This window comes from Ruminococcus sp. AM31-15AC (assembly GCF_003462045.1).
GTDB lineage: Bacteria > Bacillota > Clostridia > Oscillospirales > Ruminococcaceae > Hominimerdicola > Hominimerdicola aceti.
Genome location: NZ_QTYG01000004.1, coordinates 71019 through 96562, shown reverse-complemented (window position 1 = coordinate 96562; position 25544 = coordinate 71019). Strand labels below are relative to the sequence as shown.

Below are 25544 nucleotides of genomic sequence, written 5' to 3'. Positions count from 1 at the left end.
ATCAGTGTGTGCGGCAGGCTTTTTATAGAATTACCTGCGGTGCAGCAAAAAGAGTGATAAAAATGCTCTCCGAGGTTTTCGGAAAGCATTGCAGAGCGTAGCTTATTTATCTTTTCACAGCCTGTGCAGCGAAATGCTGACAGGTCTTTTTGTTTATACGGATATGTTTGCTTGGGCTGACTTTAAATATGATATGTAATTCTGTCGGCAAAGATAGTTATAAGCGGCAGAGTTACAGCACTGAGGATAGTGGTGACTGTAAAGATCTCTGAGGCTGTTTTAGGGTCCTTGTCAAGATTTACAGCGAACATTGTACACATAGTCGCAGCAGGGCAGGCGGCGGCTATGGTAACTGTCATAAGAACTATCGGAGGAGGGTCAAGTATCCACGCTGCAAGGAAGCCTGCCACAGGGAGTATTATGAGTTTGCACAGTGAAACGTAGTAGATACGGCGGTTTTGAAGGGCTTTCAAAACGTTGGTCTGTGCGGCTGTTGCACCTGCTATCACCATGGCGATAGGCGTGTTCATATCTGCTATGTACTGCAAAGCTGTTGCAGGAACTTTCGGCAGTCTGATATTTGTAAGATAGCAAATAAGACCGACCACAACGGCTATAACTGACGGTGAGATAAGGGCTTTCACAAGAGAAGAAAAGTCACGCTCGCCTTTCATTGTCATAAGTCCGTGCGTCCAGATAAGGACGTTGAAGAACGTAAGATACGCTGTAAGATACAAAACGCCCTCTGAGCCGTAAATGCCGTTTATAAGGGGTATGCACATGAATGCACAGTTTGAATATATTGACGAAACACGCTCCACCGCAAGGTCGGGAGTCTTTTTTCTTATAAGAACATAGGTGAGCAAAATGGTCACTGCATAGGATATCGCTGACAGCAGAAAAGACCACAGCAATCCATGCACAAGGCTCTTGTCATATTTTGACTGATAGGACATGAATATAAGCACAGGATTGATTATATTCAGTGCGAATGAGGACAACTGTTTTGTTCCGTCCTTTGTGATTATCCCTTTTAAATAGCAAAATGCGCCTATAATAAGGATAATGAACATTATTATTATTTGGTTTCCGATTATCAGACCTGCTTCCATTTTTACTTCCTCTTTCACATATATTTTTCTTCTTTAGGTGTTCTTTCGTCAGAATACCCAAATAGTATATCAGACTTTTGTGAAAAAAGCATGAACTCACAGTATACATTGATGGGCGATTTTTGTATTTTTATGTGCGTAAATAAGGTAAAAAAGCAAATAATGCACCGATCTTTACACTCCGCCTTATCTCTTGACATAAAAGTTTAAGGGGTGTATAATGTTAAGAGCAGTATTGTCTTGAAAAAGAAATATAGTACATGGTCTGAAAGGATATTTACATATGGATATAAAGAAAATATGTGCGGCTCTCTGCGCTTGCGTGGTATGCTTGTGTGCAGCGGGCTGTTCAAAGGATAGTAAGGACAGCTCTTCTGTCACAGAGAGCAAGGCGAACGTTTCAACAGCCGACAATGCCGACAGCGCAAAGTCTGAGGACAGCAAGGGCAACGAGAGTGATGCGGACAGTAAGGTATTGAACGAGCAGGGCGAGCTTATTGCAAAAACCGCTGCGATCTTTGACGGTGACTACACTCTGAAAACGACCTGCACAGAAGCCGACGGCTCAAAGCAGGAGGTAGTAAGAGCCAAAAAGGGCGGAAACATATATCTTAAAGTCACATCAGATATAGGCTCCAGCGGATTTATCTCAGTTGACGGAGTAGGATATGATTACGATAACGTGACCGGTGTTTATCACAAGTCAGACGTGACGGAGCTTGACGGCGTTCTTGAAAGCATAGTCAAGCAAAACCTGCCGAGAACCTATGGTCATATAAACAGTGATGAGGCTGATGATTTCGATATCGAGGAGTACACTTATACGGGCGACACATACATTACTGCTATCGACCTGTATTTTGATAAATCTGACGGAAGCTTAAAAAAATACACGCAGACCTTTACTGTTGAAGGCTCAGATGATACAGTTTCAGAATATACTGTTGACGAGCTTTCGGGGGATGCTGACGACAGCCTGTTTGACGTATCTCAGGCGACAAGTCTTGTGGACTTTGACAGTATGTCAGAGGATCAGAGGCTTGGCTATTGTCAGGGTATCTTCAACAAAGCAGGCGTTACAACAGACGATCTCAGTGCAGGGGGATATCAGACGGACGATCTTAAGACCATATCCTATGACAGCTTTGTGAGCCTTGTTTACACATACGGCTACAAGCCTGCACAGCAGTAAGTCAAAATGCACAATTTCAGCGTGGAGATTTGTTGAAAACGCAGGGCGGAAAATGCCCTCTCTATGCTTTACTTGTATGCGTTTTTTTGGTATAATTATAGGTGCGGTCGTTACCGCATAAAAACGTATGCTAACAAGAGGACATATATAAAAATGAATATACTAAAGTTTTTGAAGCCGAAGGCTTGCGTGGATTTTGTCTATGATGACAACACAGCAAGGCAGGCTCTTGAGAAAATGAAAAATCACAGCTTTACCGCTGTGCCTGTTATCGACCGTGAGGGCAGATATGTAAAGACCCTTGCAGAGGGCGACTTTCTGTGGTTCATGCTCAATAATGGCATTCAGGATATGCGTGAGCTGGAAAAATATAAGATAAGCGAGATAACAAGACGTGTTAGAATGAAACCCGTCTATGTTTATTCTACTATCGAGGATCTGATACTTCTTTCAATGGATCAGAACTTTGTGCCTGTTATTGATGACAGGGAAGTTTTTATAGGTATTGTGACGAGAAGAGATATACTTAAATATTGTCACGATACTCTTAACGAGTATGAAGCGAAATATGGTCATAAGGAAGAAAAAGAGGAGATAGGTGCAGTATAAGCACTAGGAAAGGAATTGTTGTAAAAATGAAGAGGACAAACAAAAAGGGCGGTGCAGCTATAGTTGCTGTGCTTATAGTTATAATGCTTGTGGCTGTCGGTTCAGCGGCACTGGTGGTGACAGGAAGATATACCATTCAGGCAAGCAAGGTGACAGACGCAGTTGTTAAGGTGAACAGCAAACCTGAGGAAAGCTCTTCTGAGGAGGTTTCAGAGGTTGACGACCTTTCATCAGTTGGGGAAGAGCCTGTGAGCAATTATCCTGTGAAGTCTGCAAATTATCAGGATATAAATATAAAGGGTATGACAGCAAACTCAGCTATACTTGTTGACGCTGACACAAACGAGATAGTTGCAGGTTATAATTACGAGAAAAAGGTATATCCTGCTTCTCTTACAAAGATGCTTACGCTTCTTGTAGCCGCAGAGAATATTCAGGATATGGACGCTACATATAAGTTCACAAGCGATGATATCGACCCTCTTATCGAGGACAACGCATCAAGAGCAGGCTTTGAAGCCGGAGAAACTGTTACAATGAAAGACCTGCTTTATTCAGCTATCCTTGTGAGCGGTGCTGACGGCACAACAGGTCTTGCAAACGCAGTTGCAGGCTCAGAGGAGAAGTTTGTTGAGCTTATGAACGCTAAGATCCAGGAGCTTGGTCTTACCGGCACAAAGTTTGTGAATGCAAGCGGTCTGCACAACAAAAATCATTATTCCACAGCGCAGGATATCGCAGTTATCACAAAGGCGGCTATGGATAACGAAACTTGTCGTGAAGTGCTTACAGCAACAAAGTACACAACTTCAAAGACAAAACAGCACAAGGACGGTATCGAGCTTACAAGCATTGTTGCACAGAGAATTGAGGGTTACTATGTGGATTGTGACGGCGACGGCAAGGCTGACGACGGCATAAGCATCGAGGGCGGAAAGACAGGCTTCACAGACGAGGCCAAGTATACCCTTTCAACTATACTTGATGATAACGGACACACATATATTTGTGTTACAACAAAATCTAAGGACGAGCTGAAGTCTGTTGAGGATCAGATTGCTATTTATGAAAAGTATCTGGGCGGCAAGGCTTCTGATAATAAAGACAAGGACAGCAAAACGGACACTGACACGTCTTCTGTTTCTGAGGTCGAGGATTAATTAGACAGGATAAAAAAATAAATGCGGATATCGTGGAGGTATCCGCATTTTTGTATTTGATTGCAATTTAATGTAGGGGCGAACAGCGTTCGCCCGTCGAAGTGATAAAGCTATCGGTTTTACTATCCCTATGTAGCGTTTGTGTCAATTCGTGTAACATTGTATCAATTTTTATAGCGTTTTTACAAAAAGCGGGCGAACAATGTTCGCCCCTACATGGATTGACAGAATATATCATATCACACAAGCTTTTGTATCACACCTATGACCTTGGAAAGGTCATCACAGCAGGCATACAGAAGCTTTTTTGTTTCCTCGTCAGGCTGTGAAAGGTCGGGTATCATAACAGGCTTGCAGCCTGCGGCGTGGGCGGAGCGTATGCCGTTTGGTGAGTCCTCAAGGGCAATGCACTCGCTAGGGTCAAGCCCCAGCTCCTTTGCGGCGGCGAGATAAATATCAGGGGCGGGCTTGCCGTTTTCTATCATGTTTCCGCAGATAAGCTTGTCAAATCTGTCAATGATATTTATAGAGCTGAGATACAGCGTGGTGCGCTGTAGGTCGGTGGCAGTGGCAACGGCTTTTTTCAGCCCTGTGCTGTCAAGATAGTCAAGAAGCTCATCAAGCCCCTTTTTCTTTTCTATGCCGTTTTGCCTGATAAACTCGTTCATAAGCTCGATACGCTTGGCACGAACTTTGTAGTAATCAAAATCCTCTCCGAAAATGCCTTTAAGATGTGGGATAGCATACTTCGCTGCAAGAGAGCGTATGCCCAGAACGTGTTCCTTTGTCATTGGATAGCCGTAATGATTCGCCGCCTCGCACCAAAACCTTGTGAGCAGCTTTTCCGTATCTATCATTAGTCCGTCCATATCAAATATAACGCCTTTGAGCATTTTTATCACGCCTTTCCAACTTGGTATCTGTTATTATATCACACTTTTGACAAGTTTTCAATAAAACTGCACAAATTAGAGGTGCAGAACATACATTCTATTGTGCATCTATATAATTCGTAATTAAAATTATATAATCATATTGACAAATTATTAGAATGTGGTATAATAAGTACAGTGATAAAAGGCGACGCCATATGGGAACGCCTTAAAGAAAGGAATGAGAGCAAAGTGAACAAGAGCGTGTATAGTCTGGTGCTTGCAGACGATGTGGTGGAGGCTATCGACAGACTGGCATATTCCATGAATACCAGCCGTTCAAATCTGATAAATCAGATTTTGGCAGAGCGTGTTCAGCTTCTCACCCCTGAAAAAAGAATGCGTGAGATATTCTCTAAAATAGAACAGCTTATGGACAGCAGGTTTCAGACCCTTAATCAGCCCTCTGACGCTATGATGTCTATAAAAAGTCCTTTGAGATATAAATATAAGCCGACCATACGATACAGCATAGAGCTGAGCCGAGATTTTCACGGAAAGGTGGGGAGGCTGAAAGTATCTTTCAGAACCCAAAGCACACAGCTCATTTCAATGCTTGACAGCTTTTTTAAGCTGTGGGCAAGGCTCGAGGAAAAATATCTTTCGTATCTTTTCACAACGGGTGTGCCTTATGAAACAGCCGAGGGCAGATTTACAAGAGATTTTTACGCACCGCCTCAGTCGGAGCTGACCGACGAGGATATAGCGAACGCTATCGGTGATTATATAAGCTGTATGGACAGCTGTATTCAGCTTTACTTTGACAACGCTGCAGAACCTGAAACGGCGGCAAGAAAGGTATCTGAAATGTATGAAAGATATCTGAAAAAAGGCGTTGTCGTTCTTTAAACGGTGGGCGGAGCATTCCGCCTGCTGTGAGCATATATCTTTTTAAGATGATAAGGGAGGTAATTTTATGAACGCTCAGAAATTGACACAGAAATCATTGGAAGCTTTGCAGGAAGCGCAGAGCATTGCCTCAAGAAACTCAAATCAGGCTGTTGACCAGCAGCACCTTATGCTGGCTTTGCTTTCACAGGAAAACGGTCTTGTGCCGCAGCTTTTTGTAAAAATGGATATCGCCCCTGAAAATATAGAGGCGGCTCTTACAAGAGCAGTTGACGATATACCTAAGGTACAGGTAGGCGGACGTGCGCAGGACTATGTATACATTTCAAGCGACCTTGACAAGGCTTTTGCGGAAGCTGAGTCGGAAGCTTCAAGAATGAAGGACGAGTATGTTTCAGTAGAGCATCTTGTTATGGGCATAATGGACAGCCCTAACAGCGCAGTAAAAGAGATCTTCAAGACCTTTGGGGTAACAAAATCAAAGTTTCTGAAAGTTCTTCAAGCTGTAAGAGGAAACGCTCAGGTAACGAGCCAGAATCCGGAGGAAACCTATGACGTGCTGAAAAAGTACGGTCAGGACCTTGTGGAGCTTGCAAGACAGAACAAGCTTGACCCTGTTATCGGCAGAGACAGCGAGATAAGAAACGTTATAAGGATACTTTCAAGAAAAACAAAGAACAATCCTTGCCTTATTGGTGAGCCTGGCGTTGGTAAGACCGCCATTGCAGAGGGTCTTGCTCAGCGTATCGTCAGTGGAGATGTTCCTGACAGTCTGAAAGACAGACAGGTTTTCTCGCTTGATATGGGTGCGCTTATCGCAGGCGCAAAATACAGAGGCGAGTTTGAGGAGAGATTTAAGGCTGTCGTTGAGGAGATAAAGAAGTCTGAGGGCAGGATAATCCTCTTTATAGATGAGCTTCACAATATCGTTGGCGCAGGCAAGTCAGACGGCGCAATGGACGCAGGCAACCTGCTGAAACCTATGCTTGCAAGGGGCGAGCTCCATTGTATCGGTGCAACGACTCTTAACGAGTACCGTCAGTATATTGAAAAGGACGCCGCTCTTGAAAGACGTTTCCAGCCTGTTATGGTAGACGAGCCTACAGTTGAGGACACTATCTCTATACTCCGTGGTCTGAAAGAAAGATATGAAGTATTCCACGGCGTAAAAATTCAGGATCAGGCGCTTATTGCGGCGGCTGTTCTTTCAAACAGATATATCACAGACAGATTTCTTCCTGATAAGGCTATCGACCTTGTGGACGAAGCCTGCGCCCTCATCAGAACGGAAATGGACTCAATGCCTACCGAGCTTGATGAGATAAGACGTAAGATACTCCAGCACGAGATAGAGGAAACTGTCCTTAAAAAGGAAACTGATAAGCTTGCAGTTGAACATCTTCATGAGGTGCAGAAAGAGCTTTCAGAAATGCGTGAGCAGTTCAATGAGATGAAAGCTAAATGGGAGAATGAGAAGTCTGCTATCTCTAAGGTGCAGAAGCTCCGTGAGGATATCGAGCAATGCTCAAAGGATATCGAGAGAGCGGAGCGTGAATATGACCTTAACAAGCTTGCAGAGCTGAAATACGGCAGAATGGCTGACTTGCAGAAGCAGCTTGCCGAGGAAGAAGAAAAGGCAGAAAAGTCAAAGACAAAGAACACTCTGCTAAGAGATAAGGTAACAGAGGAAGAGATCGCAAGGATAATCTGCCGTTGGACAGGTATCCCTGTGGCAAAGCTTATGGAGGGCGAGCGTGAGAAGCTTCTCCACCTGCCTGATATCCTCCACGAGAGAGTTATCGGTCAGGACGAAGCCGTTGAGCGTGTGTCTGAGGCTATAATGAGATCTCGTGCCGGTATCGCAAATCCAAATCAGCCGATAGGTTCGTTCCTGTTCCTTGGCCCTACAGGCGTTGGTAAAACAGAGCTTGCAAAAACTCTTGCTCAGGCTTTGTTTGACGACGAGAACAATATCGTTCGTATAGATATGTCGGAGTACATGGAGAAATTCAGCGTAAGCCGTCTTATCGGAGCGCCTCCGGGATATGTAGGCTATGAGGAGGGCGGTCAGCTCACCGAGGCTGTAAGAAGAAAGCCTTATTCAGTAGTTCTTCTTGACGAGATCGAAAAGGCTCACCCTGACGTTTTCAATATCCTTTTGCAGGTGCTTGACGACGGACGTATCACAGATTCACAGGGCAGAACGGTTGACTTCAAGAACACTATCATAATCCTCACTTCAAACCTTGGTTCTCCTTATATTCTTGAGGGCATCACACCTGAGGGCGAGATATCTCAGGAAGCAAGGGACAAGGTGGACGCTCTGCTGAAACAGCAGTTCAGACCTGAGTTTCTTAACAGACTTGACGATATAATCTACTACAAGCCTCTTATGAAGACGGAGATATACAAGATCGTTGACCTTATGCTTGCAGAGCTTGGCAAGCGTCTTGAAGACAAGAGGCTAAGCATAGAGGTAACAGACGCCGCTAAGGAAGCTATCGTAAATCAGGGCTACGATCAGAACTTCGGTGCAAGACCTCTCAAGAGGTTTATCCAAAGACGTATCGAAACTCTTATCGCAAAGAAGATCATTGCAGACGAGCTTGAGCCTGATTCTATCTTGCAGGTAGATTATGACAAGGACTTCGTTGTGAACGTTATTTATAATACTGTTACAGAAGAGTGATAGTATTATGCCAAAGGGCAGTTCCGAGAGGGGCTGCCCCTTTTTTTGTGGAAAAAGAAGGTTTTAATTTATTTTAGGTTAATAATAAAAGAATTATCTTGTTAATGTTTTGGTAAGATATACTGTTTGTAAACAAAAAAGAACAGTTTATTTTGTGAATTATTCTAGGCTATTTTGCTTGCAAATGAGTTACATATATGCTAAAATATTAATATCGTGAAATATGTGATCTGATAAGGGGAATTAATATTTATGAAAGCAAATTTTTCTGATACGAATGATTTTGTTCAGAGCATGAACAGAGGAAAGCGCAAAAAGAAGATAGCGTTGCTAGTGCTGTGTATAGTGCTTGCGTTCCTTGTGGCTGCCTGTGTTATCGTGGGTCTGAAAATAAGGGAGAATAACCGTATCGCTATGGCGAAATCGGTCATAACAAAGCTTGACATAAGCACCACTTTCAAAGAGTCGGAGTTTTCTGACGATCAGGACTGGGACGGTGACGGCATAAAGAATGCCGATGAGGTACGTCATGGCACTAACCTTCAAAGCGAGGATACTGACAATGACGGAATAAGCGACGGCGATGAGATAAAGCTAGGCACGAACCCTATTGAAGCCGATACTGACGGCGACGGTCTTCTTGACGGCTATGAGCTTATGGCAGGCACAAATCCGAGAGAGTCAAAGTCTGACGGAAAGACCAATGACGCTGAAAGAGAGCTTACAGTGGAAAAAAATGCAGGGGACTGCCGCCTTGAAATAAAGGGCGACGCAAACGCTGCCAGTGCGACCCTCGTTGAGCTTGACCTCTTTGGTATCTCTTCAAATGCAAGTATCGTCACAAAGGCTTATGACGCTTATTCTGACTATAAGTTCAACTCGGCAAAGATAACTTTTGATATCGACACTGCAAAGCTGAGTAAAATGGGATATTCATTTGATGACCTTACAGTGCTGAGATTTGATTCACGCTCGACCCTTTACACAAAGGTGGATTCAAAGGCAGACAAGAGCAAAAAGACAGTTTCGGCTTCTCTTACAGAGCTTGGCACTTATGTGGTAGGCGTTGAGAAAACTGTAAACGATGAAGCCACAACAAGGATCTGCTTCCTCGTTGATAACTCCGGCTCTATGTATCCAAAGGAGCAGTGTGTAACTTCTTCTGAGAATGATGTTGACTTCAAGCGTCTTGAATTTGCAAAGAATCTTATCGACAAGTTTGAGAGCCACTATCAGGTCGGCATTTGCAAGTTCACAGGAAGCTACAAAAAGATGGTAGACTTCACTGATGATAAGACGAAGCTTACGGAAGCTCTCGATAAGATAAAGTCTGAGAAAGAGATATTTAACGGCACTCACAGCCAGACGGCTCTTAAAAAGTGCATGGACGAGTTCAAGACAACTTCCGGTGGAAAATACAGGAATATCATTGTGATGCTCACCGACGGCGAGTCTGACGAGCCAAATCCTGCAAGCGTTTCAAGCCTTGCAAATACCGCAAAGGATAAGGACATAATCGTTCTTACAGTTGGTCTTGGCAGAGATGTTGACAGAGATTGGCTTCAGAAGCTTGCTTATTCCACAGGCGGAAAATATTACTCGGCTTCCGACGCAAACGCCCTCAATGACGTTTACAAGCAGATAGTTACTACACTGAACTATGATATCGTTACATACACAAACGCTGACGATAATGTAAGAGGTTATTCGCTCTACAACACAGGCTTTGACCCAAAGGTGAACGGCTTCTCATTCAAGAATTTCAGGACAACAACTACCGCAAGCGTTGACTTCGGCATGGCTGTTATGGCAAGAGATTGGTATCTCGGAAATGTAAAGACTTCTCTTGGGGATATCGCTCCGTCAGATAAGAGCGACATAAAGGTGAATGCCGCAGGCTATGACATAAGCGGAACAGACTTTGGTAAACAGTATGACGAAAGAGTGCCGCTTAGCAAGATAACCTCAGACCTTTTTGCGGGCACATATTCAGACGTTACAAAGTATCTCGACTATTCATGCACAGGGGATATTCTCACCCTTAATGATGACTATAAGTATGACAGCAAGAACAAGGGCTGGGTAAAGGACGTTACGAAAATATCAGGCGGCAATCTCCGCTGGAAAAAGGTCGAGCTGCTTGATATGGATATAGCAAACGGCATTGGCAAAATAAAGGGTGGCTATTCCTCAAATGACGCAGAGTTCGCAAAGGCACTCTACAGACTTAACGCCCTCCAGTGGGACGATTCTTCGTCAGAGTATAACCTTAACAACGACAGCAAGGGCTTTGAAAAGCTTGAAGACCAGCTCAGCCTTGGCATACCAGTTGTTACAACTATAGACGATACTCATACAGTGAACGCTATCGGACTTATTCAGGATTCTGATTGCCACAGAAAATATATCCTTCAGATATATGACAACAACTATCCCGGTGAAACAAAACAGCTTTATATCCAGAAGCTTCCGAAGTGCAAGCTCAAGATAGACAGCAATGGCAAGGCGATAGTTGTTGGCACAACGTTTGAGTATTCCGCAACATATGAGGGCAAGCAGGTCGGCATAGAATTTTCTGACGTGACAGCTCATTAATAAGAACAAAAAAACGGAACGGCTTTGTGAAATGCTCCCCTTTTGTTAGACAATGTGTATAATAGAAATATACCAATAAAAAATCTAACGAAAGGGGGGCATTTTTATGCCAAAAGGAAAACCAAACAAAAGATACACACCGGAATTCAAAATCAAAGTAGTGGAAACAATGCACAGAGAAAAGTTAAGCTATCGTGAAACTGCACGTCAATTTGACATATGCGATCATGATAGAGTAGCAGCATGGGAACGAATCTATCTTGAAGAAGGAGCGGATGGACTTTACGCAGAACGCAGAGGAAGGAAATCCACAGGGCGACCTCCGAAAATTAAGAAAGAAGAAGATCTGATTGCAGAAGTACAGCGTCTTCGTGCGGAGAATGCATACTTAAAAAAAATTGAATGCCTTGGTTGCCGAGCGGGTACGGCAAGAGAAAAAGCAAAAGAGCTTGGATGCGGAGCAGTATGCTTTGAAGGAAATATTGATTTTTATGGAAAAAGCGGATTTAAACAGGAAAGCGAGTTTGGCATCCGCTATCATGGATTGCCGGAAGGCGAGGATGCATCTTTCTGTGCAAAGAACTGATACTGGGATATCTTAATGGAATTACAGGAGAGTATGCACCTCCGGCAGGGTATCTAGTAAATGAAAAGGAAGCAGAGGCATTTGATAGAGAGTTCCCGTATATGGAGAAGAAAAACTTCTGGGACAGATTTTTGAAGGAGATATTCTGTAAATTAGGACTTCGTATTTGTAACAGCTTTGCTGATTTCAGTGGAAAGCCGAGTTCTGATAATGATATTCAATTGATGGTTTATTCCATACGGGAATAAATCTTCATCAAATCTTTATTTTTTTCTGTTAGGTTATATTTCAGTAAGAAATGAAATATGGAAGGATAGTAAAGATGGAAATGATGTTACAGACACAAAATTTGTGTAAATATTTTAGAAAGCAGAAAGCGGTAAATAATGTTTCACTTAATATCGAAAAGGGACAGATTTATGGACTGCTTGGACCGAATGGCGCTGGTAAATCTACCACATTGAAAATGCTGACCGGTATGATGAAACCAACTGCAGGAAAGATTTACTTTGATGGAAAACTTTTGGATAGGAAAGATTTATCAAAAATAGGAGCGTTAATTGAAAATCCGCCTATTTATGAAAATCTTTCCGCCAGAGAGAATTTGAAGGTAAGACAATTATTGCTTGGTACAGATGAAAACAGAATTGATGAGGTCTTGCAGATTGTATCACTTACAAACACCGGAAAGAAGAAAGCAGGACAGTTTTCTTTGGGAATGAAGCAAAGACTAGGCATTGCAATGGCATTGCTTGGAGAACCGGAACTTTTGATATTGGATGAACCTACGAATGGATTAGATCCAATAGGCATCGAGGAATTACGAGAGCTGATCTGGTCTTTTCCGGAACAGGGAATCACTGTAATTCTCTCCAGTCATATTCTCTCAGAGGTACAGTTACTTGCAGATAAAGTCGGGATTATTTCAGGTGGAATCTTAGGATACGAAGGAGCATTAAAGCAGGGAGATAATCTTGAAGATTTGTTTATGAATGTGGTAAGAAAAAACCAGAAAGCAGGTGAAATCCATGGTTAATATTATAAAAGCAGAACATCAAAAAGCCAAAAGAACCATGCGAAAAAAGTTTATCTGGGAATTTCCTCTTCTTACATTTGTCATGGCATTTATATTTACTCTTGGGATGACAAATGCTTATGCAGAAAGTGTTTGGAACTGGTGGTATACACTTTTGCTGCCGGGGATGATTGCTCTATTTTGTTATCTTTCTGTGGCGCAGGAGAAAAAGATAAAATACTATCATTTAATGACTATTCCCACAGACAGAAGAAAATTGTTGCTTGGGAAAATTATTTATATTGGGTACATGATTTTGTTTTCTAATGTGATTGTGTTTGCAGGAGCAACGCTTGGAGGCTTTCTTCTAACGACACATGTTCCAGTTGGAGGAGCGTTGATTGCAGTATTGTTTCTGACGGTTTCTGAGTTATGGGAGATTCCGGTAGCTTTATTTTTAAGTGAACGATTTGGAATGATTGTAAACCTGTTCATCTGCCTATTTATTACCGTCAGCGGTGTGGTAATATCACAAACCAGAATCTGGTATGTACTTGTTTCTGCAATCCCTATGCGAATGATGTGCCGTTGCTTCATGTTTTACCAAATGGACTTGCCGCAGAAGCAGGGAATCCTCTTTTGGATACTGGAGTCATTGTTCCGGGAATGTGTCTCTCAATCATCTGGTTTGTTTTTGTAACGGTTCTTTTTTTGAAATGGTTTGAGAGAAGAGAGGTGAAATAAGATGATTGGAAGATCTCTTAATGCAGACTTGCGAAAGATGAAAGGAACATCTGTGATTCTGGCACACTTACTGATTCCGATTATAACCAGCGTTATATTTTTAATATATTACTTTTTTTCACCATGGAATGAAAATATGAAAGTGATTGCATTTTATCAGGCGATAGGAGCAGGACTTCCGGTACTTATTGGAATTTTTACAGCAAGTGTGATGGAACAGGAACAAAATGCAGGTGATTTTCAAAATCTGTTGTCTTTACCGGATAAACCTGCAGCATTTTTATCGAAACTGTTGATGCTACTGGTTTTGTGTATGTGCTCTATCCTATTGACAGCAATCATATTCGGAATTGGATTTGGAAGAATCGCATCAAGCGATATCGAAATCATGAAAGGATGTATATTTGCAGCATTGCTGCTGTGGGGAAGCAGTGTTCCACTTTATCTGTGGCAGCTGATTCTGGCTTTTCAGTTTGGAAAAGGGGTATCCATTGGAGCAGGGATTATATCAGGACTAATTAGTGCATTGATGCTTACCGGACTTGGAGATTATGTGTGGAAATATGTATTTGTCTGCTGGACGGGTAGAGTACCATATACTTATCTGCAATCTGTATTGGGAGAAACTAGTGTAGGTGAATGGTTGTCATTCATACCAGGTTGCTTAATATTTACAGGAATTAGTATGGTATACTATTTTTGGTGGGTAAACCATTGGGAAGGAAACAGAATATCGGAATAGAATCGAGGGAAACTATGGCAAAAATACTGGCAGTTGATGATGAACCGGCAATTCTGGAAATGATAGAAAGCATTTTGAATAAGGATGGACATCTGGTTACCAAAGTAAGTAATCCGCTGAAACTTAATATGGAAGAATTACATCGTTATGACCTGATTTTACTTGACATTATGATGCCTGGAATGGACGGCTTTGAATTATGCAAAAGAATCAGGGCACTTGTGGATTGTCCGATTTTGTTTCTTACCGCAAAAACGGAGGAAAAAAGTCTGGTGAACGGACTTTCGTTGGGAGCAGATGATTATATTTCAAAGCCATTTGGAGTGATGGAACTTCGGGCAAGGATTCATGCACATCTTAGAAGAGAGCACAGGGAACATTCTGTCCGGATGGTTTTGGGGAGGGTCTGTATTCAAATATCTCAAAAGAAACTATTGGTTGATGATAAGGAACTTCCTCTTACGAAAGCGGAGTACGAAATTTGTGAATTCCTGGCTAAAAACAGGGGACAGGTTTTCTCGAAAGAACAGATTTTAGAAGAGGTCTTTGGTTTTGACAGTGAGAGTAATGACAGTGCCATTATCACGCATATCAAAAATATAAGAGCAAAATTTGCGGATTATGATTATACACCGATAAAAACAGTCTGGGGGATTGGATATAAATGGGAAGAGTAAAGAGAAGCAATGCACTCAGCTGGATTTTTATGAGATATGTACTGGTCATGCTTGGATCATTAGTAGGTTTGGTGATTGTTGCTTGGCTGCTGCTGTACCTTTTGATTAGTGTGGGCTGTATCTATCCGGCGAATTATGCAGAGCAAAAGATTAATGAAGCATATGATACGATTTTACGTGCGGATAAAGTAACTGCTGAGATGATTCCTGCACTTTGTGATTATGTAATCTTTTCAGAGAATGGAGAGAAAATAGGTGGAGATCTGTCAGAACAATACGAACAGATAGCATGGAATGTTGCAAAGTACGGAAACGCATCCGGGAAATATTTTTATAAAGTAATTGTAAGGGAAAATGAATATGTTGTATTGCAATATCGCCTGACACCTCAATATCATTCAGCTTTTTTGAGGGAGCATTTTATAGGACCACAGAATGTGATGAGTATTATGTCAGTGATTGGAGCGGTAGCGATTATCATCATTCCGTCCATACGTTTTGGAAAAAGAATCAAAAAGCAGATGCAGCCTGTATTAGACGCAATCAGACAAATAAAGGATCAAAATCTGGAATATGAGACATCCTGTTCCGGTATCAAAGAGTTTGATGACTGTTTATCGGCAATCGATGATATGCGAGATGCATTGCGAGAATCTTTAGAAAAGCAGTGGAAAACAGAGCAGGAAAAGAAACAACAGATGTCTGCTTTGGCGCATGATATTAAAACACCTCTTACGATTGTACGGGGAAATGCAGAACTACTTTCAGAGACTGAACTGACCACAGAACAGAAGAATAATATCACTTATGTTTTGAACGGCACAACACAGATACAAAGTTATGTAAAACAGTTGATAGATGTCACAAAATCATGGAATTGCAGTGATGTTACCTATACAACGGTGAGGTTAGAAGATTTTTTCGCAGATATAAAGGAACAGGCACTCGGACTGGTAGAAATCTATCACCAGAAAATAGATTGGAAGGCGGGACAAAGTGATAAAAAGGTAACGATTGCTTATGATCCAATGTTCTGGGCCGTAATGAATATGATTCAGAATGCAGTGGAGCATACAAAAGAAAATGGAATCATTTATATTGACGCAAAGGAGCAGGATGGCCGGCTGACATTCATTGTGGAGGATAGCGGATCAGGATTTACAAAAGAAGCATTATTGCATGGCACAGAGCAGTTTTTTATGGATGACACAAGTAGAAATGGCGAAGCCCATTATGGGATGGGACTATTTTTTGCAAAAACCGTGGCTGAAAAATATGGTGGAGGTATTAAACTTTCAAATTCTGAAAATACTGGTGGGGCGAGGGTAGAAATATTTTTCCTGAGTAGTCAAGAAACAAGCTAAATAGACCGCAATTAAGCTATGTAAAAGAAATTTTACATGCTTTTATCTAATATGTAAAAGCCTTTTGATAGACATTACTACTACGTTTGCTGTAATCTCATGGAAGAAGGAGGCATACAGAATTATGATAGCTGATAAAATTAAAAATGCTCGTACTATTCTTTATTACATAACTATCATTATAGTTGGGATTATATGCACATATAAGAAGAGAATAATATAACTTTTGTTATGATATCAAATGATTTTTTTCATTTAATATAACATTGCATTGGATGAAAAATGTGTTTGGAGATGAAAACATAATCGAATTGAAAGTTGACGATTCAAACATAAAAAGAGCTGGGTGGCATCTACCCAGCTCAATCTTCTACATGGAAGACATCTTCCACCAATAAATTAGAGTATTTAGAAATCCGTAGCATAAACTCGGCAGATGGGGTGCTGTCCACACGTTCTATCCTGCCGACAGTTTTGGTGCTGAATCCGATAGCAGCGGCAAGGTCATCTTGGTAAATGCCACGCTGTTCTCGGATTTCTCGGATATTATTGGTAACCGCCATAAAAATCCATTCTTTCAGTTTTATAGAATTTTCTTATTGTCAATTATGCAAAATAATGTGTCCGATAAAAAGGACTTGCAATTTTATCGGTAATGTCCTGTAATAGCAGAAGCATCAGATTTTCCAAGAACTTTTCCCAATATGTCTAAGCGGTCATTTTCACTAACCTTGATAGGTGCATACTTTTCATTAAGATTAAGAGAGATAAGGAAGATTGAAATGCTCCCTTTTGTTAGATAGTTTGTCAGGATTATTTGATATAGTATACCCAATTGTCTTTTCTCTCGTGACCCTCGGGATATTCACCCTCAGTGTAGCCAAGTGCGCAGTGACCGATGCCCTCGTATTCGCCCTCGATGCCAAGCTGCGGAGGATCTCCTTGCCTTCTTCAGACTCAAATTCTTCCTTTGCACGATGTATCCAGCAGCTTCCAACGCCCTCGTTGTGTGCGGCAAGCATAAGATTTCCCATAACAAGACTTCCGTCATAAATGTAAGTCGGGCAGGATTTGTCAGCTAGTACAATAAGAATAACAGGCGCACCATAGAACGGGTCGAAGCCCTCAGCCCAGCCGCCTATCTTTCTGTTCATCTCAGAAATTTTGTCACGCATTTCCTTGTTGGTGACAGCAATGATAATAGGCGACTGCAAGTTTCTTCCTGTGGCGGAATAAGTTCCTGCTATTATGATGCGGTCGAGAACATCCTGCGGTATCATGTCAGGCTTGTATTTTCGTACACTTCTTCTGGTTTTCATAAGTTCGAGCAGATCTTTCATAAAACAGCCTCCTTTGTAGGTTTGACAGTTGTTTGCTTATAATTTGATTTTAGCATAGTTTGTGGAGAATGTCAACGGCTGTTTAAGTGAGGAACGAAGTTAAGTGAGGAGTGAGGAGCGGTTTAAGTGAGGAGTGAGGAGTGAGGAATGACATAGCCGCACCGAGTGGGGCTGAATGAGGAATGAGGAATGACAGCGCCGAACAGAGTGGGGTAGCCAACACCGAGCGAAGCGAGCAAAAGGTCCAGGGGCACGCCCCTGGTCAGGGTCAAGGGGTGAAACCCATTGCAGGGTCTAGGGACAGAGTCCCTAGCGGAGTTTGAGGCAGAGCCTCATTCGGCGCAAGCCGATTAAGCGGTGCAGAGGTGAAAAGAAGAAATACAAACTAAATCACTAAACAAATAAGTATCGAAGAATAAGACCTGCACCGCTTTTGTTGTTTCCTGCACAACGTAAAATCCACAAAGAGCGAAGCGATTTTGCGGCACGGCAAAGTAGCGTCCCCTACATGGTTTGTGAAAACATAAATAATGTGTGGATATCGCAGGAATGTATGGGCAAACAAGAAACAGGCGACCAGCGGTCGCCTTTACAAAAAATTTATCGCCGACAGGCGATACCATAATTCCTCATTCCTCACTCCCCATTCTACAAACGCCGCTTTCTTCATAAAAAATCTCTTGCAATTTAAGCGATACTGTGCTATACTAACAAGGTATGTTTAAAAATGCAATGAAATATGGAGGAATAATTTTGGGTAAGCTTGAAGATGAGATCAAACGCCGCCGTACTTTTGCGATAATCTCCCACCCTGACGCAGGTAAAACAACTCTTACGGAAAAATTTCTGCTCTATGGTGGTGCGATAGCACAGGCAGGTGCTGTAAAAGGTAAAAAGAACTCCCGCCATGCTGTTTCAGACTGGATGGAAATAGAAAAACAAAGAGGTATCTCTGTTACTTCTTCTGTTATGCAGTTTCAGTATAAAAATTATTGTATAAATATCCTGGATACTCCTGGACATCAGGACTTCTCTGAGGATACCTACCGTACTCTTATGGCTGCAGACTCAGCCGTAATGGTAATAGACGCTTCAAAGGGTGTGGAAAATCAGACCAGAAAGCTTTTCAAGGTCTGCGTTATGCGCCATATCCCTATATTTACTTTCGTAAATAAAATGGATCGTGAGTCCAGAAATCCTTTCGATCTTATGGAGCAGATAGAGTCTGAGCTTGGTATCCAGACCTATCCTGTGAACTGGCCTATCGGCTCAGGCAAAGAGTTTAAGGGCGTTTATGACAGAGATAAAAAGCATATAATCTCTTTTGAGGCAAGCGGTGGACAGCATCAGGTGGCAGCTACAGAAGTCGACCTCTCCGACCCGTCACTTGACAGCCTTATCGGCGAGGATCTCCACTCAACTCTCTGCGATGATATCGAGCTTCTCGATGGCGCAAGCTATGAGTTCGATATCGAAAAGGTGAGAAAGGGTGAGCTTTCGCCTGTGTTCTTTGGCTCTGCTCTTACAAACTTCGGCGTCGAGCCGTTTTTGGAAAACTTTCTCGAAATGACAACTTCTCCTACTCCGAGAAATTCTTCTGCCGGTATCATAGATCCGTTCGACCCTGAGTTCTCGGCTTTCGTATTCAAAATTCAGGCGAATATGAACAAGGCTCACCGTGACCGTATCACTTTCCTGCGTATCTGCTCGGGCAAGTTCGATAAGGATATGGAAGTTCTCCATGTTCAGGGCAATAAAAAGCTCAGACTTTCTCAGCCTCAGCAGATAATGGCTCAGGAAAGAGAGATAATCGACGAAGCCTATGCAGGAGATATAATCGGTGTGTTTGACCCGGGTATCTTCGCTATCGGCGATACGATTTGCTCGCCAAAGAAAAAGTTCGAGTTCGAGTCTATCCCGACCTTTGCACCTGAGCATTTTATGAGAGTCCGTCAGAAGGATACCCTCAAAAGAAAGCAGTTCGTAAAGGGTACAACACAGATCGCACAAGAGGGTGCGATACAGATATTCCATGAGCCTGACAGCGGTATGGAAGAAGTTATCGTGGGCGTTGTGGGCGTTCTTCAGCTTGAAGTTTTTGAATACAGAATGAAAAATGAGTACAACGTTGACCTCTTCAAAGAGGGTCTGCCTTATTCTTATATCCGCTGGATAGATAACAAGGATATCGACCCTAAGACATTGAAGCTTTCAAGTGACACAAAGCTTGTCAAGGACTTCCGTGACAACTATCTGCTTCTTTTCACAAGCGAGTGGAATATCCGCTGGGCGCTTGAAAGAAACGAGGGTCTTGAGCTTTCAGAATTTAACAGAGGCGACCTGCAATAATACAATATTGCTAAATACCCTTTTCTAAAAAGTGATAAACTGACCAAAGTGTGTGCTTTGGTCAGTTTTTTTCTTGACTTTTTATTTGATATATGTTATATATTAAGTAGATATATGTATGAAATATTAAGTAGGTATATGTATGAAAACTATTTTTGTGGGGTGATATGTATGATAAAAAAGATAAGTGCGGCGGCAATTGCGGTCATTATGTCAGCGAGCATGATGTTCACTACAGCTTCGGCAGATGCTTCCTATGTTCTTGATAAGGACGCAGGAGAAGACTTCGTCAATTTCATAGACGGCAAGCTGCCTGATATTTTAAAGAGTATGGACAGTGTTGCAGACGGCGATAAGATCTACTTCGACTATGGCTCATGGTTCATGGATCTGGATTATGACGGTGTGCCTGAGTTTATAATAGGCGGTGAAATGGCTGACGGCGACAGACATTATTCTATTCTTACCAAGGACGGCAAGGAGATAAAGATAGATGACACTGTTGCAAACGGACAGTATTTTCCGGGATTTATGGGCTTTGATTATATGCCTTACAGAGATCTTTATACAGGGGAGGTATCATATTTTTCAAGTAACGATAAGATAAAAACTATGACCTTTGACCCTGAAAAAGGCGTTACTGAAAAGGAGCTTTGCTCGGAAGAATACGATTTGGAAACTGACAGCATTGTTTACAAAACAGACGGCAAAGAGGTCAGCGAGAGCGAGTATTATAACTATAAGTCCACCCTCAGCAGATTTATCCCTCTTGAAGTGGAAAATACAGAGCTGACATCAGATGAAACTGCACAGGCTGACGCTGATAAGCTTCTGGAAATGTATAACGAGTATAACTGCGTTGTCATGACGGCGGAGAACAAAAAGGACGATATGACAAGCGTAATAGTCGAGATGTTCGATCTTCTTAAAGAGATAATGGCTGACGCTCCTTATGAAATTGCTAGTGATGTTGATTGGAGCTATAACAGTTGGTTTGAGGATTTAAACTTTGACGGCGTTCCTGACTTTGTTATCGGCGGTATTGCAGACCTCTTAGATGAAGGTACTGCTTTAAGGCTTTATGACGTTATCGGTATGGGCAATGCAGGCTTTTTGGCGGATACCAATGTGTCGAACGAACATGGCGACGGTGAGAACGGCTTCGGCTTCAAGCCTTATGTAAACAAGCAGACTGGCGAAAAAACATACCTCTCAGAGGATAGATATGCAGAGGACGGCAAGGAGCATTACGCAGTGAGAAAGCTTTTTAGCTGTCTTGGTGAATGTCTCACCGCTGATATCTGCACCGCAGAATATGACAGCAAAAAAGGCGTGACTTCATACACCATCGAGGGAAAGGAAGCCACATCAGAGGAGTTTCAGGCGTATCTTGCAAAGCTTAACAGCGACTATGATGAGCTTTCTGTAATAATAAGCACCATGGGCGAAAACAAAGTCCCTAATAATGAAGGCACCCTTGCAGAGTCATATGACGATTATAAGCTTGGGGACGTTGTGGGCGGAGCAAACTTTACATATGTAGAAAAGAAGAACACTTCAAATGATATCTCTATCCCTGACAAAACAGCAGGCTCTCAGGCTTCAAAGAATTATAATACCGATTCGTCAACAAATCCGTCAACAGGTGCGGCGGCAGGCGTTACAGCTGCAATAATAGCCGCTGGAGCAGGTTTGGCGATATGTGCAAAGCGTAAAAAGAAATAGTCTTTTCAGCCTAATATATGCAGAGGTGAACAGCGTTCACCCGTATATTGGCATATTATCTGTGTGCTGAATATTTTATCACCGTACCCTCTCGTGGTGCGGTGATTTTTTTGCATAAGCCGTCCTTTGTCCGCATAACTTGTACAAAGGACAAAAACTAGGAGGGCGGATATATGTTCAGAAGATTGCAGAATATTTTGTGCTGTGTGGTGATAGCAGGGTTTGCGGCAGTGTGCTGGTATGGCAAAAACAACGGTGAAGCCGTCATGACAGGTGGGGCGGTGAAAACGACCATGGATAAGCCTGTGGTGGTCATCGACCCAGGTCACGGTGGTATGGACGGAGGCTGTGTATCTGTTGACGGCACGCCTGAAAAGGGGATAAACCTTGCGGTGGCGGAAAGCTCCGTGACGGTCTGAAGCTTCTCGGCTATGATGTCGTTTGCACCCGTGAAAGCGATATCTCTATCTATGACAAAGGCACAGAGGGGCTTGGGAAACAGAAAAAGTCCGATATGAAAAACCGCCTTGCCATATTCTCGAAATATTCCGAGGGCATATCAGTTTCCATACACCAAAATCAGTTTACCGACAGCCGCTACAGCGGTGCGCAGATGTTCTATTCTAAAGACAATGCCGAGGGTGAAAAGCTTGCGGGAGTGATGCAAAAGCAGTTCGTTTCCCTTTTACAGCCTGACAATACCAGAGAAACTAAGCCGGTAGGCGACGAGCTTTATTTACTTAATAATACCAAAAATCCTGCGGTTATGATAGAGTGCGGTTTTCTTTCAAACCCTGAGGAGGCTCAGAAATTGGAGAATGAGGACTATCAGCGTCAGGTTGCGTTCACAGTGCTGACAGGTATCAGCGAATACAGGCTAATGCAGAAATAGTCCATTGGTGCGGCGGCAGTGAGAAAACACTGTCCGTCGTTTTTTGTTTGTAAAACGTCACATAAATTGCTTGACTTTTAAAAGGGGATATTGTATAATATAATAGTGTATTTATAACATAGTATATTTTTTAACTTTTTCCTGTCGTAAATTCTGGCAGGAGAATAAATAAAGGTGGATGAAACATGGGATTATTTGATAAAATATTCGGCAACTATTCTAAAAAAGAGCTTGCCAAGATCGAGCCTATAAAGAATAAGGTACTCGAGCTTGAAAGTAAGTATGCCGATATGTCTGACGAGGAGCTGGGCGGACAGACTGCCATTCTGAGGGGCAGGCTGGACGAGCTTTCAACTCTTGATGACGTTCTTCCTGACGCTCTTGCGGTTTGCCGTGAAGCTGCGTTCAGAGTGCTTGGCAAAAAGCCTTATCCTGTTCAGATAATCGGTGCTATCGTTCTTCATCAGGGACGTATCGCTGAAATGAAAACAGGTGAAGGTAAAACTCTCGTTGCCTGTCTGGCGGCTTATGCTAACTCCCTTACAGGAAAGGGCGTTCACGTTGTAACAGTAAACGACTATCTTGCTAAGTTCCAGTCTGAGGAAATGGGCAAGGTGTTCCACTTCCTGAACACTTCTATCGGCGTTGTGCTTACGGGCATGAATAAGGAGCAGAAGAGGGAAGCTTATAACGCCGATATTACATATGGTACAAATAACGAGTTCGGATTTGATTATCTCCGTGACAACATGGTTATCTATAAGAAAGATAAGGTTCAGAGAGAGCACGCTTTTGCTATCGTGGACGAGGTGGACTCTATCCTCATAGACGAAGCAAGAACTCCGCTCATCATTTCAGGTCAAGGCGACAAGTCAACAAAGCTTTATTCACTTGCCGACAGATTTGCAAAGACCCTGAAGCCTGTTACAGTTGTTGAAATGGACGATAAGGCAGATAACGACCTTCTGGACGGCGACTATATCATCGACGAAAAGGCTAAGACTGCAACTCTTACAAAGAGCGGTGTTAAGAAAGCAGAAAAGGCGTTCAACGTTATAAACCTTATGGACGCTGATAATATGACCCTTGCCCACCACATCAATCAGGCTATCAAGGCAAACGGCGTTATGAAAAAGGATATCGACTACGTTGTTAAGGACGGAGAAGTTCTTATCGTAGACGAGTTCACAGGCCGTATCATGCAGGGCAGACGTTTCAATGACGGTCTGCATCAGGCTATCGAAGCAAAAGAGGGCGTTGAGATAGCAAGAGAGTCAAAGACTATCGCTACTATCACATATCAGAACTACTTCCGTCTTTATGGCAAGCTGTCAGGTATGACAGGTACTGCTCTTACTGAGGAGGACGAGTTCAGGGAGATCTATAAGCTCGACGTTATCGAGATACCGACAAACAAGCCTGTTATCAGAGTTGACCACCCTGACGTTGTTTTCAAAACGGAAAAGGGCAAGTTCAACGCTGTTATCGAGCAGGTGATAGAGTGCCATAAAAAGGGACAGCCTGTTCTTGTTGGTACAGTTTCCGTTGAGAAGTCAGAGTATCTTTCAAGACTGCTGAAAAATAAGGGCATCAAGCATGAAGTGCTTAACGCCAAGCACCATGACCGTGAGGCTATGATAGTTGCACAGGCAGGTAAATACGGTGCAGTTACTATCGCTACCAACATGGCAGGACGTGGTACTGATATCATGCTTGGCGGTAACGCTGAGTATAAATCCCTTGCAGACCTCCAGAAAATGGGCTATTCTGAGGAAGTCGCTGTCGAGGCAGCAGGTTTCTCAAATACTCAGGACGAGGAAGTTCTGGCTGCAAGAGCAGAGTATAAGAAGCTTTATGCAAAGTATTCTGACGAGGTAAAGGAGCTTGCTGAAAAGGTAAGAGAGGCGGGCGGACTTTATATAATCGGTACAGAAAGACACGAGTCAAGACGTATCGACAATCAGCTTAGAGGACGTTCAGGACGTCAGGGCGACCCGGGCGAAAGCACATTCTTCCTCTCACTTGAAGACGACCTTATGAGAATTTTCGGCGGTGAGAGAATAACAGCTATGATGGACACTCTCAAAGTTGACGAGAATACTCCAATACAGTCAAAAATGCTCACAGGTGTTATCGAGTCCTCACAGAAGAAGATAGAGGGCAGAAACTTCAACATCAGAAAGAACGTCCTTAACTACGACGACGTTATGAACACACAGCGTGAGATAATCTATAAGCAAAGACAGCAGGTGCTTGACGGAGAGGATCTCCATGACAACATTCTCGGCATGATAAAGGAGTTTGTTGAGGATTCTGTAAATATGTATATCACTGACGAGGACGTTCAGGATAACTGGAACCTGCAGGGTCTTAAGGACAGACTTATGGGCATAATCACAGTTGAGGACGACTTCAACTATACCCCACAGGAGCTTGACGAGATAACAAAGAAGGATATCGTTGACCTCCTTGAAGACAGAGCTTTGAAGATATACGCAAAGCGTGAGGAAGACCTTGGTCAGGAACTTCTTCATGAGATAGAGAGAGTCGTTTTGCTTAAAGTTGTGGATACAAAGTGGATGGCTCATATCGACGATATGGACGAGCTTAAAAAGGGTATCGGTCTTCGTTCATACGGTCAGAAGAACCCAGTAGTCGAGTATCGTATGGAAGGTATGGATATGTTCGACGATATGGTAGCTTCTATCCGTGAAGATACTGTAAAAATGTTGTTCACCATTCAGGTAAGGAAGAACAGCGCCGCTCCAAAGAGAGAGGACGTCCTCAAGCCGGGCGAGCATCATAACATGACCGTAAGAAAGGCTAAGAAGCCGGGCAGGAACGATCTTTGCCCATGCGGAAGCGGCAAGAAGTATAAGAACTGCTGCGGTGCCGGAAACGGTGTACAGGCTGACGAAGCCGAGCAGGCAGAGAATAGCTCTGACAGCTCTGAGAAATAAAAACAATATGCA

The 25544-nt window shown here is 42.8% G+C and carries 18 protein-coding genes and 2 pseudogenes; 16 read left to right on the top strand and 4 right to left on the bottom strand.

Features of this window, described 5'->3' with window-relative positions:
* Positions 1 to 182 precede the first annotated feature (182 nt).
* Entirely contained in the window at positions 183 to 1112 is a 930-nt protein-coding gene (locus DW793_RS02265) for an AEC family transporter (protein WP_252969622.1), read from the bottom strand.
* Between the two features lie 283 nt (positions 1113 to 1395).
* On the opposite strand from DW793_RS02265, the gene DW793_RS02260 reads away from it, so the two are divergent.
* The 3 genes from DW793_RS02260 (at position 1396) to DW793_RS02250 (ending at position 4073) form a co-directional block, all read left to right on the top strand.
* Positions 1396 to 2304 carry a hypothetical protein gene (locus DW793_RS02260; protein ID WP_118156941.1) on the top strand — a complete coding sequence of 303 codons (909 nt, stop codon included), beginning with the start codon at positions 1396 to 1398 and terminating at the stop codon, positions 2302 to 2304.
* A 153-nt stretch (positions 2305 to 2457) separates the two neighbouring features.
* Positions 2458 to 2913 carry a CBS domain-containing protein gene (locus DW793_RS02255; RefSeq protein WP_046441579.1) on the top strand — a complete coding sequence of 152 codons (456 nt, stop codon included), beginning with the start codon at positions 2458 to 2460 and terminating at the stop codon, positions 2911 to 2913.
* A 26-nt stretch (positions 2914 to 2939) separates the two neighbouring features.
* Positions 2940 to 4073, top strand: a complete 1134-nt coding sequence (locus tag DW793_RS02250) for a D-alanyl-D-alanine carboxypeptidase family protein (protein WP_118156940.1) — start codon at positions 2940 to 2942, stop codon at positions 4071 to 4073.
* A gap of 239 nt (positions 4074 to 4312) precedes the next feature.
* On the opposite strand, the gene DW793_RS02245 is transcribed toward DW793_RS02250, so the two are convergent.
* On the bottom strand, positions 4313 to 4966 hold the full coding sequence (locus DW793_RS02245; RefSeq protein ID WP_117877367.1) for an HAD family hydrolase: 654 nt from the start codon (positions 4964 to 4966) through the stop codon (positions 4313 to 4315).
* A 177-nt stretch (positions 4967 to 5143) separates the two neighbouring features.
* Between DW793_RS02245 and DW793_RS02240 the strand changes: the two genes are divergently transcribed.
* From DW793_RS02240 to DW793_RS02200, 9 genes and pseudogenes are all read left to right on the top strand, one after another.
* Positions 5144 to 5854, top strand: a complete 711-nt coding sequence (locus DW793_RS02240; protein ID WP_147340041.1) for a hypothetical protein — start codon at positions 5144 to 5146, stop codon at positions 5852 to 5854.
* A 67-nt stretch (positions 5855 to 5921) separates the two neighbouring features.
* A complete protein-coding gene (gene clpB, locus DW793_RS02235) occupies positions 5922 to 8543 on the top strand; it encodes an ATP-dependent chaperone ClpB (protein ID WP_118156939.1) in 2622 nt (873 codons plus the stop codon).
* 252 nt (positions 8544 to 8795) lie between these two features.
* Positions 8796 to 11138 (top strand): vWA domain-containing protein, encoded by a 2343-nt coding sequence (locus tag DW793_RS02230; protein ID WP_118156938.1) that lies wholly within the window; start codon positions 8796 to 8798, stop codon positions 11136 to 11138.
* Between the two features lie 106 nt (positions 11139 to 11244).
* The gene (locus DW793_RS15030) at positions 11245 to 11724 is read left to right on the top strand and encodes a helix-turn-helix domain-containing protein (protein WP_252969621.1); all 480 of its coding nucleotides are present in this window, start codon (positions 11245 to 11247) and stop codon (positions 11722 to 11724) included.
* A 322-nt stretch (positions 11725 to 12046) separates the two neighbouring features.
* Positions 12047 to 12760 (top strand): lantibiotic protection ABC transporter ATP-binding protein, encoded by a 714-nt coding sequence (locus DW793_RS02220; RefSeq protein WP_118156937.1) that lies wholly within the window; start codon positions 12047 to 12049, stop codon positions 12758 to 12760.
* Positions 12753 to 13483: pseudogene (locus DW793_RS02215) on the top strand (lantibiotic immunity ABC transporter MutE/EpiE family permease subunit). Before DW793_RS02220 ends, DW793_RS02215 begins: the two are co-directional and overlap by 8 nt.
* 1 nt (position 13484) lies before the next feature.
* The gene (locus DW793_RS02210) at positions 13485 to 14225 is read left to right on the top strand and encodes a lantibiotic immunity ABC transporter MutG family permease subunit (RefSeq protein ID WP_118156936.1); all 741 of its coding nucleotides are present in this window, start codon (positions 13485 to 13487) and stop codon (positions 14223 to 14225) included.
* A 14-nt stretch (positions 14226 to 14239) separates the two neighbouring features.
* Positions 14240 to 14902: a response regulator transcription factor gene (locus DW793_RS02205; protein WP_118156951.1), complete on the top strand. Its 663-nt coding sequence runs from the start codon at positions 14240 to 14242 to the stop codon at positions 14900 to 14902.
* Complete coding sequence (locus DW793_RS02200; RefSeq protein WP_118156935.1) at positions 14890 to 16266, top strand: sensor histidine kinase; 1377 nt, start codon at positions 14890 to 14892, stop codon at positions 16264 to 16266. Before DW793_RS02205 ends, DW793_RS02200 begins: the two co-directional genes overlap by 13 nt.
* 362 nt (positions 16267 to 16628) lie before the next feature.
* On the opposite strand, the gene DW793_RS02195 is transcribed toward DW793_RS02200, so the two are convergent.
* Entirely contained in the window at positions 16629 to 16829 is a 201-nt protein-coding gene (locus tag DW793_RS02195; protein ID WP_118156934.1) for a helix-turn-helix transcriptional regulator, read from the bottom strand.
* 195 nt (positions 16830 to 17024) lie between these two features.
* Positions 17025 to 17606, bottom strand: coding sequence for a nitroreductase (locus DW793_RS02185; RefSeq protein WP_390624603.1), 582 nt, complete (start codon positions 17604 to 17606; stop codon positions 17025 to 17027).
* A 753-nt stretch (positions 17607 to 18359) separates the two neighbouring features.
* On the opposite strand from DW793_RS02185, the gene DW793_RS02180 reads away from it, so the two are divergent.
* The 4 genes and pseudogenes from DW793_RS02180 to secA all read left to right on the top strand — a co-directional run bounded on the left by DW793_RS02180 (position 18360) and on the right by secA (position 25532).
* The gene (locus DW793_RS02180) at positions 18360 to 19955 is read left to right on the top strand and encodes a peptide chain release factor 3 (protein ID WP_022287650.1); all 1596 of its coding nucleotides are present in this window, start codon (positions 18360 to 18362) and stop codon (positions 19953 to 19955) included.
* Positions 19956 to 20126: 171 nt separating this feature from the next.
* Positions 20127 to 21680 carry an NPXTG-anchored protein gene (locus DW793_RS02175; RefSeq protein ID WP_118156933.1) on the top strand — a complete coding sequence of 518 codons (1554 nt, stop codon included), beginning with the start codon at positions 20127 to 20129 and terminating at the stop codon, positions 21678 to 21680.
* A gap of 173 nt (positions 21681 to 21853) precedes the next feature.
* Positions 21854 to 22572: pseudogene (locus DW793_RS02170) on the top strand (N-acetylmuramoyl-L-alanine amidase).
* Positions 22573 to 22757: 185 nt separating this feature from the next.
* On the top strand, positions 22758 to 25532 hold the full coding sequence (gene secA, locus DW793_RS02165; RefSeq protein WP_118156932.1) for a preprotein translocase subunit SecA: 2775 nt from the start codon (positions 22758 to 22760) through the stop codon (positions 25530 to 25532).
* Positions 25533 to 25544 lie beyond the last annotated feature (12 nt).

What these genes read in the sequence shown, in the direction of transcription:
- DW793_RS02175 (WP_118156933.1), top strand. Translation starts at nt 20,127, where the DNA reads ATGATAAAAAAGATAAGTGCGGCGGCAATTGCGGTCATTATGTCAGCG.
- DW793_RS02185 (WP_390624603.1), bottom strand. Translation starts at nt 17,606, where the DNA reads ATGAAAGATCTGCTCGAACTTATGAAAACCAGAAGAAGTGTACGAAAA.
- DW793_RS02220 (WP_118156937.1), top strand. Translation starts at nt 12,047, where the DNA reads ATGGAAATGATGTTACAGACACAAAATTTGTGTAAATATTTTAGAAAG.
- DW793_RS02265 (WP_252969622.1), bottom strand. Translation starts at nt 1,112, where the DNA reads ATGGAAGCAGGTCTGATAATCGGAAACCAAATAATAATAATGTTCATT.
- DW793_RS02210 (WP_118156936.1), top strand. Translation starts at nt 13,485, where the DNA reads ATGATTGGAAGATCTCTTAATGCAGACTTGCGAAAGATGAAAGGAACA.
- DW793_RS02260 (WP_118156941.1), top strand. Translation starts at nt 1,396, where the DNA reads ATGGATATAAAGAAAATATGTGCGGCTCTCTGCGCTTGCGTGGTATGC.
- DW793_RS02250 (WP_118156940.1), top strand. Translation starts at nt 2,940, where the DNA reads ATGAAGAGGACAAACAAAAAGGGCGGTGCAGCTATAGTTGCTGTGCTT.
- DW793_RS02205 (WP_118156951.1), top strand. Translation starts at nt 14,240, where the DNA reads ATGGCAAAAATACTGGCAGTTGATGATGAACCGGCAATTCTGGAAATG.
- clpB (WP_118156939.1), top strand. Translation starts at nt 5,922, where the DNA reads ATGAACGCTCAGAAATTGACACAGAAATCATTGGAAGCTTTGCAGGAA.
- DW793_RS02245 (WP_117877367.1), bottom strand. Translation starts at nt 4,966, where the DNA reads ATGCTCAAAGGCGTTATATTTGATATGGACGGACTAATGATAGATACG.
- secA (WP_118156932.1), top strand. Translation starts at nt 22,758, where the DNA reads ATGGGATTATTTGATAAAATATTCGGCAACTATTCTAAAAAAGAGCTT.
- DW793_RS15030 (WP_252969621.1), top strand. Translation starts at nt 11,245, where the DNA reads ATGCCAAAAGGAAAACCAAACAAAAGATACACACCGGAATTCAAAATC.
- DW793_RS02200 (WP_118156935.1), top strand. Translation starts at nt 14,890, where the DNA reads ATGGGAAGAGTAAAGAGAAGCAATGCACTCAGCTGGATTTTTATGAGA.
- DW793_RS02255 (WP_046441579.1), top strand. Translation starts at nt 2,458, where the DNA reads ATGAATATACTAAAGTTTTTGAAGCCGAAGGCTTGCGTGGATTTTGTC.
- DW793_RS02230 (WP_118156938.1), top strand. Translation starts at nt 8,796, where the DNA reads ATGAAAGCAAATTTTTCTGATACGAATGATTTTGTTCAGAGCATGAAC.
- DW793_RS02195 (WP_118156934.1), bottom strand. Translation starts at nt 16,829, where the DNA reads ATGGCGGTTACCAATAATATCCGAGAAATCCGAGAACAGCGTGGCATT.